The organism is Lacisediminihabitans sp. (genome assembly GCF_036404185.1).
Taxonomy (GTDB): domain Bacteria; phylum Actinomycetota; class Actinomycetes; order Actinomycetales; family Microbacteriaceae; genus Lacisediminihabitans.
In genome coordinates, this window is the sequence record NZ_DASWPB010000056.1 from 1 (window position 1) to 12,198 (window position 12,198).

Annotated in this window: 8 protein-coding genes; 6 read left to right on the forward strand and 2 right to left on the reverse strand. The window is 66.3% G+C overall.

Annotation, left to right across the window (positions count from 1 at the left end; all coding sequences use genetic code 11):
• A partial coding sequence (locus tag VGC18_RS03060; RefSeq protein ID WP_331094101.1) for a CPBP family intramembrane glutamic endopeptidase occupies positions 1 to 761 on the reverse strand: 761 nt, incomplete at its 3' end.
• Positions 762 to 1,085: 324 nt separating this feature from the next.
• Here VGC18_RS03060 and VGC18_RS03065 point away from each other — a divergent pair.
• From VGC18_RS03065 to VGC18_RS03075, 3 genes are all read left to right on the forward strand, one after another.
• Positions 1,086 to 2,840 (forward strand): ABC transporter family substrate-binding protein, encoded by a 1,755-nt coding sequence (locus VGC18_RS03065; protein WP_331094103.1) that lies wholly within the window; start codon positions 1,086 to 1,088, stop codon positions 2,838 to 2,840.
• Positions 2,841 to 2,993: 153 nt separating this feature from the next.
• Positions 2,994 to 4,526: an ABC transporter permease gene (locus VGC18_RS03070; protein ID WP_331094105.1), complete on the forward strand. Its 1,533-nt coding sequence runs from the start codon at positions 2,994 to 2,996 to the stop codon at positions 4,524 to 4,526.
• Positions 4,527 to 4,566: 40 nt separating this feature from the next.
• Positions 4,567 to 5,619: an ABC transporter permease gene (locus VGC18_RS03075; RefSeq protein WP_331094107.1), complete on the forward strand. Its 1,053-nt coding sequence runs from the start codon at positions 4,567 to 4,569 to the stop codon at positions 5,617 to 5,619.
• Between the two features lie 11 nt (positions 5,620 to 5,630).
• On the opposite strand, the gene VGC18_RS03080 is transcribed toward VGC18_RS03075, so the two are convergent.
• Complete coding sequence (locus VGC18_RS03080) at positions 5,631 to 6,260, reverse strand: PH domain-containing protein (protein WP_331094109.1); 630 nt, start codon at positions 6,258 to 6,260, stop codon at positions 5,631 to 5,633.
• Here VGC18_RS03080 and VGC18_RS03085 point away from each other — a divergent pair.
• From VGC18_RS03085 to typA, 3 genes are all read left to right on the forward strand, one after another.
• Positions 6,211 to 8,136, forward strand: a complete 1,926-nt coding sequence (locus VGC18_RS03085) for an ABC transporter ATP-binding protein (protein ID WP_414672849.1) — start codon at positions 6,211 to 6,213, stop codon at positions 8,134 to 8,136. The two genes, VGC18_RS03080 and VGC18_RS03085, sit on opposite strands and share 50 nt — an antisense overlap.
• Before the next feature lie 56 nt (positions 8,137 to 8,192).
• Positions 8,193 to 9,989: an ABC transporter family substrate-binding protein gene (locus VGC18_RS03090; RefSeq protein WP_331094113.1), complete on the forward strand. Its 1,797-nt coding sequence runs from the start codon at positions 8,193 to 8,195 to the stop codon at positions 9,987 to 9,989.
• A gap of 126 nt (positions 9,990 to 10,115) precedes the next feature.
• Positions 10,116 to 12,035 (forward strand): translational GTPase TypA, encoded by a 1,920-nt coding sequence (typA, locus tag VGC18_RS03095; RefSeq protein ID WP_331094115.1) that lies wholly within the window; start codon positions 10,116 to 10,118, stop codon positions 12,033 to 12,035.
• The last annotated feature ends 163 nt before the right edge of the window (positions 12,036 to 12,198 follow it).

Consider the following 12,198-nt stretch of genomic DNA (forward strand, 5'->3'; position numbering starts at 1 on the left):
GGGAAGGCGGATGCCGCCCACGGGTAGCCGACGAAGATCGCCGTGTCGATGACGACGTGCGCGATCACGAGCGGCAGCACCCGCCCGTTCCGCGAGTACAGCCATCCGAACACAACACCCATCGCGAAGTTGCCGATGAACGCGCCGAAGCCCTGGTAGAGGTGATAGCTGCCGCGCAGCGTCGCGGCGGCGAGGATGATCGGCCAGGTCCGCCAGCCCAGGTCACGCAGCCGGGCGAAGAGGTATCCGATGACGATGACCTCCTCCTGGATGCCCGCCCGCAGCGCCGAGAGCACCAGGATCGGCGTTGTCCACCAGTAGGTGTCGAGGGCGGTCGGCACGACGGTCACCCCGATTCCCAGCGCCTTGCCGCCGAGATAGACGCCGATTCCCGGCAGGCCGATGACGACCGCGAGTGCGAGTCCGAGGCCGACGTCGCGCCACGGCCGCCGGAAGTCGATGCCGAGCCTGGCGAGATGGGGAGCCGCAGCCCGCCAGAGCAGGAAGGCCACGAGAACCACGGGGACGATGTCGAAGAACAGCGCGAGGAACTGGTAGACGAGGTCGAAGACCGGTCGGTCGCTGAGCGAGCCGTTGATCGTCGCCGTCTGGCTCGACAGCGGCTTGGAGCGGGTCACGCTGTCCAGGATCGAGACAATCGAATAGACCGCGGATGCGCCGAGCGAGAGCCCGAGCACGATCCAGATCTCGGCTCGGATGCGGCCCCTGGAGGGCTTCGAGAATGACCCCGGCACGGGCATTTGCGGGGCCGCGCTCATCGGAGGGGCGTCTGGTCGGCGGTCACCGGCGCGGTCGAGGCTCGCATCCCTTCGATGCTACGCGGTGGGGCGGCGGCGGTTCTCTTCTTATCCGGGGGACAATTTGCCGTTTTCGTGCGAAAGGGCCGTCGGAGACGCAACGATGCGGTAGCTCACGCAATAATTTGTTAGGTCTGTTACCACTGTGTAACTTTTGTTCCCTCAGTTTGGTCGGGGGCACCCACCAAACCTAGTGTTCTTGTTATCCAGCGCGGCAGAACGCTAGGAAATTGTGCTGCCGTTTGCACATCTTGCACAGGAGGAAAATTGACAATCAGAGGAAGACTGGCGCGAAATACGGTCACCGCCGTGGCCGTCGCCGGGGTCGTGGCGATAGCGCTCGTGGGTTGCACGACAACCGGCAGCAGCACGACGAAGACCAGTAAGAACATCACGATCGCGCAGGTCAACGAGGCGACCTCGTTCAACTGGAATACCCCCCAGGGCAACCTGGACACCAACGGCGAGATCAACTACATCACGCAGCCGCAGTTCTTCACGCTGGACCAGAAGTTCAACATCATCCCGAACAAGGACCTCGGAACGTACAAGAAGCTCAGCGACAACCCGCTGAAGGTTCAGTACACCCTCAACTCCGACGACAAGTGGTCGGACGGCACCGCGATGACCGCCGACGACCTGATGCTCGGCTGGGCCATCAACTCGTGCTACTACGACTCGGCGAGCTTCAACGATGACGGAGACGTCACCAAGGGCACCCAGTACTTCTCCACCGCCGGCGGCTGTGTCTTCCAGACCAACCTGCCGACGATCGGCAACAACAACCACTCGATCACCTTCACCTACGACCAGCCCTACGTGGACTGGAACATCGTGAACCCGATCCAGTTCCCGGCGCACGTCGTCGCGAAGAAGGCCGGCGTGAGCACCGCAGCGCTCACCAAGGCGTTCAAGTCGACCCCCAAGGGTGACGTGGACAACCCGGCCGCGGCCAACGCCGTGCTCACCAAGGCCGCGAAGTTCGTCAACACCGGTTACGACGCGACCGCGCTCCCCAAGGACAAGTCGCTGCTCGTCTCCGGCGGCCCGCTCATGGTCTCCTCGTGGACCCCGAAGCAGTCGATGACCTTCGTGAAGAACCCGGAGTACAAGGGTGACCACCAGGTCAAGTTCGACAAGCTGATCATGAGGTTCATCGGCGACGCCAACGCCCAGGTCACCGCCCTCCAGAACGGCGAGGTCGATGCGATCCAGCCGCAGGCATCCGCGGACACCGTCAAGGCGCTCAAGGCCGCGACCGGCACCAAGGTCCAGCAGGGCAACCAGGTCGCGTACGACCACATCGACCTGAACTTCAAGTCGAGCGTGTTCAGCGACCCGACCGTCCGCCAGGCCTTCCTGCTCACCATCCCGCGTGAGGACATCCTCAAGGCCATCGTCACCCCGATCAACCCCGACGCCAAGGTCCTGGACTCGCAGATCTTCCTGCCCGGCCAGGAGGGCTACGAGGACTCGGTGAAGGACAACGGGTCGAGCGCCTACGACAAGGTCGACATCGAGAAGGCCAAGCAGCTGCTCGCCGGCAAGACCCCGACCGTCAAGATCCTCTACAACACGGGCAACCCGAACCGCGTCGACTCCTTCCAGGCCATCCAGGCCTCGGCAGCGAAGGCCGGAATCACCGTGACCGACGGCGGGTCGCCCGACTGGAGCAGCCTGCTCAGCGGCGGCGACTACGACGCCTCGATCTTCGGCTGGATCAACCCGGGTGTCGGCAACGCCGCCATCCCGCAGCTGTTCCAGATCGGCAACCCCGGCAACTACACCGGCTACAACGACAAGGCCGCCAGCGACCTCGCCGTGAAGACGCAGACGACGCTCGACGCGTCCAAGCTGCTGGACGAGAAGAAGCAGATCGACAAGCTGGCGTTCACCGACGGCTACGGCCTGCCGCTCTTCCAGCTGCCCGGCATCTTCGCGACCAACGACAAGGTCAAGGGGATCGGCTACTTCGGTGGCCAGACCGGCATGGTCTGGAACATCTGGGATTGGACTAAGTAGGGTCTACCCGATTAGGTTCAGCAACTAACGCTCGGCACAGCGCGGGGCGTCGGCATCCTTGAACGGATGCCGGCGCCCCGTCGCTGAGCGAGCGGCCCCGGCAATTCGTGTCTTCCCCTCTTTTTCCCGATTTCGAACAGGCGTCCCCTCCCTATGGTGAGTTTCATCGCGAGACGAGTTCTCGTCTCGATCCTGATCCTGATCGCTGCCTCCTTCATCATGTATGTGCTGGCGGCATCGGCAGGCAATCCTTTGCAAGACCTCCAGGGGAGCCTCTCGCCGAACCGGCAGGCGCTCATCGAGGCCAGAATCCACACGCAGCACCTCGATCTCATTTCGCCGTTGCGCTGGGTCCTGTGGCTCGGCGGCGTCGCCAAGTGCATCGTCCCGGTCGCCGGCGGATGCGACCTCGGCACCACCTTCCAGAACCAGGCCGTGATCGACCTGCTCCCGCAGGCCATGACCTCCACGCTGCAGCTCGTCACCATCGCCTTCGTGTTCGCCATCGTGCTCGGCATCGCCCTCGGCATCGTGACCGCCCTCCGGGTGTACAGCGGATTCGACTACGTCGTCACCCTCATCAGCTTCTTCCTGTTTTCGCTGCCCTCCTTCCTCATGGCGGTCCTGCTCAAGTCGTTCATCGCCCTGGGCTACAACAACTTCCTGGCCAAACCGGACATACCGCCGTTGCTCCTCATCGTCATCGGCGTCGTGGTCGGCGCCGTGCTGCAGCTCCTCGTCGGGGGCACCTGGCAGCGCCGGCTCTACGTCTTCCTCGGCTCCAGCCTGTTCACCGCCCTGATCCTCTGGTATATGTCGGCGACGGGCTGGTTCACCAAGCCCTCCCTCGGCCCGGTCGCGATCATCGTCATCACGGCCGGCATCGGCTTCGCGGTCGTGGCGATCCTCGCCGGCCTGCGCAACCGGCGCGCCTGGCTCACGGCGGGGATCAACGTCGTGCTCGCGATCGCCTCGTACTTCGGCCTCCAGGGACTCTTCAACGTCTCGTCGGCCGGAACGCTGATCGTCCTCGGAATCGTCGCCCTCGCGGTGGGGATCGTCAGCGGCGTGTTCACCGGCGGCCACGACAAGGGCCTGATGATGCGCATCGGCGGGATCACCTCGGTGCTCACCGCCGGAATCGTCCTGCTGGACCGGTTCATGCAGTCCTGGTCCGCCTACACGGACGCGATCGGAGGCCGCCCCATCGCGACCGTCGGCTCGCAGACCCCCAGCCTCGGCGGGGACGTCTGGATCTCGGGTCTGGACAGCTTCACCCACCTGCTCCTGCCGACCATCAGCCTGCTGCTGATCAGCTTCGCGAGCTACACCCGCTACTCCCGCTCCGGCATGCTCGAGGTGCTCAACCAGGACTACGTGCGCACGGCGCGGGCCAAGGGTCTGCCGGAACGGACGGTCATCGTCCGCCACGCCTTCCGCAACATGCTCATCCCGCTCGCCACGCTCGTCGCCACGGACATCGGGGCCCTGCTCGGTGGTGCGGTCATCACGGAGACCGTCTTCGCGATCAGCGGCATGGGCGCGCTCTTCAACAACGGGCTCCAACGCACCGACGTGAATCCGGTGATGGGCTACTTCCTCGTGATCGCCATCACCGCGATCGCGTTCAACTTCCTGGCCGACCTCGCCTATGCCGCGCTCGACCCACGGGTGCGTGTGCGATGAGCGAGATCACCAGCGGAAAGACGGCGTCGGAGGGACAATCATGAGCACAGTGCAGGGCAGCCCCCTCGAACCTCAGATCGGCGGAGGACTCGATGCCGCGGAGAGCGGAGAGGGCGGCAGGGGCGAAAGCCAGGGTCGGATCGTCTTCAGGCGGTTCCTCAAGAACCGGATCTCGGTCGTCTCCCTGTTCGTCTACGTCGGCATCATCGTCTTCGCGATCTCAGCGATCGGCCTCGGCCCGATCCCCGGATGGTGGCACTACTCGTACACCCAGCTGAACCCGCAGTACCATCAGGGATCACCCACGCTCTCCTGGTCCGGCTTCGGAAAGCATCCCTTCGGCCAGGACCGCATCGGACGGGACTACTTCGCCCTGACCATGCGGGGCGTCCAGAACTCCGTGCTGGTCATGCTCGTCATCGGCATCTTCGCCACCATCCTCGGGGTGGTCGTCGGCGCGGTTGCCGGCTACTTCCGCGGCTGGGTCGATGCGGTGCTCATGCGCATCACGGACATCTTCATCGTCATCCCGGCCATCGTGATCGGTGCCGTCGTCGGAAAGACCTCGAACGGCCTCGGGGCCTTCGGCCTCGCGGCGCTTCTCGGCCTGGTCTCCTGGATGGTCATCGCCCGCCTCGTGCGCGGGGAGTTCCTCACCCTGCGGGAACGCGAGTTCGTCGAGGCGGCGCGGGTGGCCGGCGCCTCCGACGGCCGGATCATCTTCCGGCACATCCTGCCCAACGCCATCGGCGTCATCATCGTCAGCTCGACGCTGCTCATCGCCTCGGCGATCCTGCTCGAGACTGCCATCAGCTACCTGGGTTACGGGATCAAGTCGCCGGACTCCTCGCTCGGCCTGCTCATCAGCCAGAACCAGTCGGCGTTCTCGACGAGGCCGTGGCTGTTCTGGTGGCCGGCGGTGTTCATCGTGCTCCTCGCGCTGTGCGTGAACTTCGTCGGAGACGGACTGCGCGATGCCTTCGATCCTCAGCAGCGCCGGTTCAACCTGCGCCGCACGCGGGAACCGGACGACGAGATCGGTGCCGCGCAACCGTTGACCGCGGTCGGACTGCCGGCCGAGTCCCAACCGTGAGCGGATTCGGGCTAGAGCCACCCCGTGACGAAGGCCGCGCCCGCCGCGAGGATCAGGAGCGCGATGTCCTCCGCCCAGTGCCAACGGATCGTCACCGGGGTGACGTCCGCGAGACCGGGCTCCACACGGCCGCTCTCGACGAGCGCGTTCCAGCGCTCGCGCACCAGATAGGCGGCCTCGCCGGACTCTGTGGTGATCAGGTCACCTGGTCGGGATCGTCCGCCGATGGTCGGGGTCAGCGGGTTGCTGCCGTGACGTCGTTCGGCTCGGCGTGCCATGGCCAGGCCCGTGCGGCCGGGCGCCGGGGCCGCCCACGCGGAGTAGCTGGCGTTCGGCGTGCGCAGGCTCAGCGAGAACCGGGTGTCGACATCGATCAGCGCCGGCCACGGCACGCTGATCGTCCTCAGCACGTTGACCAGCGTGACGGCCTCGTCGTCGATCTTCACGCCGGGGCGCCAGAGCAGAACGTAGACGAATCCGGCGACGAACAGCTCTGGCACGATCGTCGTCAGCGGCTGGTCGGCGAACTGCCCGGCCACGACCGTCGTCACGAGAACGAAGACCTCCAGCGCCCAGATGACGATCGCGAGGATGCGGTTGAACCGCGAGTGGAAGACGTCTTCGTGGTCCTGGCTTCGCATTCCCCCATCTTCGCATCATCCGCTGTCGCCCTCGGGGCGCACCGCATCGCCAGGGCCGTTCCGGCCAGAAAGGGAGCGATCTGACGTGGACGCCAACCCGAAACCCCCCGTCCTGGAGGTCACCGACCTCAGCGTGGACTTCGCCGTCGACAACGTCTGGGTGCCAGCGGTCAAGAGGCTGAACTACACCATCCGCTCCGGCGAGGTGATGGCGCTCGTCGGCGAGTCCGGCTCCGGCAAGAGCGTGAGCTCGATGTCCATCCTCGACCTGCTGCCCAAGAACAGCAGGGTCTCCGGCAGCATCAAGCTCAATGGTGTCGAACTGCGCGGCGCGTCTCCCGCCCAGCTTCACGACGTCCGCGGCAAGGACGTCGCGGTGATCTTCCAGGAGCCGATGACGGCCCTGAACCCGGTTTTCACCGTCGGCTTCCAGATCATCGAGACGCTGCGGCTGCACTACGGGATGTCGCCGTCCGAGGCGAAGGAGCGGGCGATCGAGCTGCTGGCGCTCGTCGAGCTGCCCGACCCGGTCAAGGCCTTCAACTCGTATCCGCACCAGCTGTCCGGTGGGCAGCGCCAGAGGGCGATGATCGCCCAGTCGATCTCCTGCGACCCGAAGCTGCTCATCGCCGACGAGCCGACCACCGCGCTCGACGTGACCGTGCAGGCGGAGATCCTCGACCTCATCCGCAGCCTGCGTGACCGGCTGGGCAGCGCCGTCCTGCTGATCACCCACGACATGGGTGTTGTCGCCGACCTGGCCGACCACATCGCGGTCATGCGCAAGGGCGAGGTCGTCGAGGCCGGGGATATCCTGTCGGTCTTCCAGCACCCGCAGCATCCGTACACGAGGGCGCTGCTCGACGCCGTGCCCCACCTCGGGCAGGCGTATTCGGAGACCGACTCCTCGATCGACATGACGGTCGCCCTCGCCTCCATCGTGGAGGGCGAGGATGCGCCGGAGGAGCTCAGGGAGCAGATCGAGGCCAACGAGCGCGCGGCCGCGGAGGCGGCCAAGGCGAGCGAGAGCCAATTCGCCTCCGCGCCCGTCACCCTGGACTTCCGCGACGTCGTCATCGAGTATCCCGGCAGGGGACGGGTCAAGGCCTTCCGCGCGGTCGACGAGGTGAGCCTCACCGTTCACCAGGGGGAGGTCATGGGCCTCGTCGGCGAGTCCGGCTCCGGCAAGACAACCCTCGGCCGCGCCGCCATCGGGCTGCTGCCGATCACGAGCGGGCGTCTCGACGTGGTGGGAACGGACCTCTCGCATCCCACCCGCGGGCTGGTCCGCGAGGTACATCGCAACGCTGGCATCGTCTTCCAGGACCCGGCCTCGTCGCTGAACCCGCGGATGACGATCGGCCAGAGCATCGGCGAGCCGCTGTTCCTGGCCAAGCACCTGCGCGGGCAGGCCCTCACCCGCGAGGTGGAGGCGCTGCTCAGCTCCGTCGAGCTGCCGCGCAACTACTTCAGCCGGTATCCGCACGAGCTCTCCGGGGGCCAGAAGCAGCGGGTCGGCATCGCCAGGGCGCTCTCGCTCAAGCCCGCGCTGCTCATCGCCGACGAGCCGACCTCCGCGCTGGACGTCTCCGTCCAGGCCACGGTGCTCGAGCTGATCAGGGCGCTCCAGCGGGAGTTCCAGTTCGCCTGCCTGTTCATCACCCACGATCTCGCGGTCATCGACGTGCTCGCCGACCGCATCGCCGTCCTCCACAACGGCAAGCTCGTGGAGGTGGGGACCCGCGACGAGATCCTGCGGAACCCGCGCGACCCTTACACGCAGCGCCTCATCGCGGCCGTTCCGCTGCCCGATCCGGTCGTCCAGCGGGAACGACGCGAGCTGCGGGCCAAGATCCTCGCCGCCGGCTCCGACTGAGGTCCCGACTCTGGCCCGTCTGTACGATGGAAGCTGGAGACCGGGGGAGTGTCGCTGTGAAGCTGAGCAGAACGATGGCCGCCGTCGCGGCGGTCGTCGCCTCCCTCCTCGTCCTGTCCGGCTGCACCTCGCAGCAGGTCGCCAAGGGGTCCACCGTGACGGTCGCGGCCTCTCAGGCCTTCTTCTCCTACAACCCGAAGACCTCGTACGGCAACGCGACCGCGAACAGCAACATCGTTGATGCGACCAACTCGCAGTTCAACTACTACGACAACACCCCGAAGCTCGTCGAGGACGACTCCTTCGGGTCGTACCGCGTGATCTCCCGCGATCCGTTCACGGTCAAATACACGATCAAGGCGGGCGTGAAGTGGTCAGACGGCACCGCGGTCGACGCCTCGGACCTCCTGCTCGCCTGGGCCGCCAACTCCGGCGTGCTCAACACCAAGGACTTTGACAACAGCGCATACGTCGACCAGGAGACGGGGCGCTACGACAGGGACTTCCCTGCCGGTGTCGTCCACTTCGACGGTTTCAGCGGAAACGGCCTGCAGCTCGTCACCAAGACCCCGGTGATCGGCGACCGCGGCCGATCGCTGACCCTCAGCTATGACCGGTTCTTCGTCGACTGGCAGCTGGTCTTCGGGGTCGGCCTGCCCGCGCACATCGTCGCGAAGAAGGCGCTCGGCATCTCCGACACGCAGAAGGCGAAGGATGCGCTGATCGCGGCCATCCGTACGGACGACACGACGAGGCTGGCAAAGATCGCGCGGTTCTGGGACACCGGCTTCAACTTCACGGCGATGCCGAAGGACAGGTCGCTCCTGGTCAGCACCGGGCCGTACACGATCACCGGCCTGGTGGCGAACGACCACGTGACGTTGACGGCCAATCCGGAGTACACGGGCGCTCACCGACCGAAGTTCGAGACGGTGACGATCCGTTTCATCACCGATCCGCTCGCCGCGGTGGAGGCGTTCCGCACCGGCCAGGTCGACGTCGTCGCCCCCCAGCCGACGGAGGACGTGACGAAGGAGCTGGTGAAGGCGAAGAACGCCACCATCCTCAGCGGCTCCGACGGCGCCTACGAGCATCTCGACCTGCAGTTCGACCACAGCAAGAACGGCCTCTTCGGCAATCCGTCGGTGCGTCAGGCGTTCCTCAAGACCGTCCCCCGGCAGCAGATCCTCGACCGGCTCGTCGTACCCTTGCAGGAGGATGCCATCGTGAGGTCCTCGCAGGTGTTCCTCCCGGGATCGGCGGGATACGCGGCGTCCGTCAAGCGCAACGGCTCGAAGGCCTACAACGCCGTGGACATCGACGGGGCGAAGGCCCTGCTCGCCCGCGCGGGCGTGACCGACCCGCAGGTGTGCGTCCTCTTCGATCCGTCGAATCCGCGCCGGGTGGCCGAGTTCACGCTCATCCAGGCCTCTGCGGCCGGCGCGGGCTTCGCCGTCACCGACTGCTCGAGTCCCGACTGGCTGCAGCTGCTCGGCACCGACGGCGCCTACGACGCCTCGCTGTACGCCCTGCGGCCGAGCAATCTCGGGGCGACCGGGGCCGCGGCGGCCTTCCGATCGAATTCACCGGTCACCAATCTCAGCTTCTACTCCAACCCGCAGGTGGACGAGCTCATCGACCGGCTGGATGCGACCTTCGACCCCTCCGCGCAGACCGCGCTGCTGACCAAGATCGATTCGATCGTGTGGTCGGACGCCTATGGGCTGCCGCTCTACCAGTTCCCCTCGGTGACCGCCTTCGACGATCGGGTCTCCGGGATCGCCCCCTCCCCGCTCACCCCGAATCTGCTCTGGAATATCTGGGCCTGGAAGCCGGTTGGAACACACAAATAGGGGGTAGAGGCCGCGCCGAGGTAGACTTGGCCGTTGCAGGGCACCCACTGTCGTGATTCTGCCGCCCGTGAGTCTTCTCAGGCCCCTCCTCACTCAACTCTGCTTTATCTCCAAGGACGTATACCCATGGCTATCGCCACCCGTAATGATCTACGCAATGTGGCTATCGTCGCGCACGTCGACCACGGCAAGACCACCCTCGTCGACGCGATGCTCCGGCAGACGAACTCCTTCGCCGCCCACGCTCACCTCGAGGAGCGCGCGATGGACTCGAACGACCTCGAGCGCGAAAAGGGCATCACGATCCTCGCCAAGAACACGGCGGTCTCCTACTCGGGCATCCACGCGGCCGACGCCGGCGATGAGGGTCCGATCACCATCAACGTCATCGACACCCCCGGCCACGCCGACTTCGGTGGCGAGGTGGAGCGCGGCCTGTCGATGGTGGACGGCGTCGTGCTGCTCGTCGACGCCAGCGAGGGGCCGCTGCCGCAGACCCGGTTCGTGCTCCGCAAGGCGCTCGAGGCGAACCTCCCGGTCATCCTCCTGGTGAACAAGACGGACCGCCCGGATGCCCGCATCGACGAGGTCATCGCCGAGAGCCAGGACCTCCTCCTCGGGCTCGCGAGCGACATGGCGGACGAGCATCCCGACCTCGATCTGGACGCCATCCTCGACGTCCCCATCGTCTACGCATCCGGCCGCAACGGCGCCGCGAGCTGGAACAAGCCGGGCAACGGCGAGCTGCCGGACAACGACGACCTCGAGCCCCTCTTCGAGGCGATCCTCAAGCACATCCCGGCCCCGACCTACGACGACGAGCACCCGCTGCAGGCGCACGTCACCAACCTCGACTCGTCGCCCTTCCTCGGCCGTCTCGCCCTGCTACGCATCTTCAACGGCACGCTCAAGAAGGGCCAGACCGTTGCCTGGGTCAAGCACGACGGAAGCGTGCACAACGTCCGCGTGACCGAGCTGCTCATCACGAGGGCGCTCGACCGCTTCCCCACCGAGCAGGCGGGACCCGGCGACATCGTCGCCGTCGCCGGCTTCGAGGACATCACCATCGGCGAGACCCTCGCCGACCCGAACGACGTCCGTCCGCTGCCGACCATCACCGTCGACGATCCCGCCATCTCGATGACCATCGGCACCAACACGAGCCCGATGATCGGCAAGGTCAAGGGGCACAAGCTCACCGCCCGCATGGTCAAGGACCGCCTCGACCGCGAACTGGTCGGCAACGTCTCGATCAAGCTCGTCGACATCGGACGCCCGGATGCCTGGGAGGTCCAGGGCCGAGGGGAGCTCGCCCTCGCCATCCTCGTCGAGCAGATGCGCCGCGAGGGCTTCGAGCTGACCGTCGGCAAGCCGCAGGTCGTCGTCAAGCAGGTGAACGGCAAGGTGCACGAGCCCTTCGAGCACCTCACGATCGACTCGCCGGAGGAATACCTCGGAGCGATCACCCAGCTGCTGGCCGCCCGCAAGGGGCGCATGGAGGGCATGAGCAACCACGGCACCGGCTGGGTGCGCATGGAGTTCGTCGTGCCGTCCCGCGGTCTCATCGGGTTCCGCACCGAGTTCCTGACGATCACCCGCGGCGCGGGCATCGCCAACGCCGTCTCCCACGGCTACGAGCCCTGGGCGGGGGAGATCACGACCCGCGTCAACGGGTCGATCGTCGCCGACCGCGCCGGTGTCGCCACCCCGTTCGCCATGGTCGCCCTGCAGGAGCGCATGTCGTTCTTCGTGGAGCCGACGCAGGAGGTCTACGAGGGCATGGTCGTCGGTGAGAACTCGCGTGCCGACGACATGGACGTGAACATCACCAAGGAGAAGCAGCTCACCAACATGCGGCAGTCGACCTCGGACACCTTCGAGCGGATGACACCGTCGCGCAAGCTCACCCTCGAGGAGTGCCTGGAGTTCGCCCGCGAGGACGAGTGCGTCGAGGTCACCCCGGAGTTCGTGCGCATCCGCAAGGTCGAGCTCGACGCGAGCGCCCGCGCCCGCAAGACCTCGCGCCTCAAGAAGCAGAACGCCTGACCCGTCCCGCTCGGCGGGAGAAGACACCCCGCGGCGGGAGTAAACGCTCCGCGCGGCGGGGAAAGATGCTTGGCGGCGGGAGTCACGACTCCCGCCGCCAACCTGTTTCTCCCGCCGCGAGCGTGCCAGGAGCAGGAGCAGGAGCAGGAGCAGGAGCCAAGAG

Coding starts and splice junctions, on each gene's coding strand:
- VGC18_RS03085 (WP_414672849.1), top strand. CDS start 6,211: ATGCGGTTGAACCGCGAGTGGAAGACGTCTTCGTGGTCCTGGCTTCGC.
- VGC18_RS03075 (WP_331094107.1), top strand. CDS start 4,567: ATGAGCACAGTGCAGGGCAGCCCCCTCGAACCTCAGATCGGCGGAGGA.
- typA (WP_331094115.1), top strand. CDS start 10,116: ATGGCTATCGCCACCCGTAATGATCTACGCAATGTGGCTATCGTCGCG.
- VGC18_RS03080 (WP_331094109.1), bottom strand. CDS start 6,260: ATGCGAAGCCAGGACCACGAAGACGTCTTCCACTCGCGGTTCAACCGC.
- VGC18_RS03070 (WP_331094105.1), top strand. CDS start 2,994: ATGGTGAGTTTCATCGCGAGACGAGTTCTCGTCTCGATCCTGATCCTG.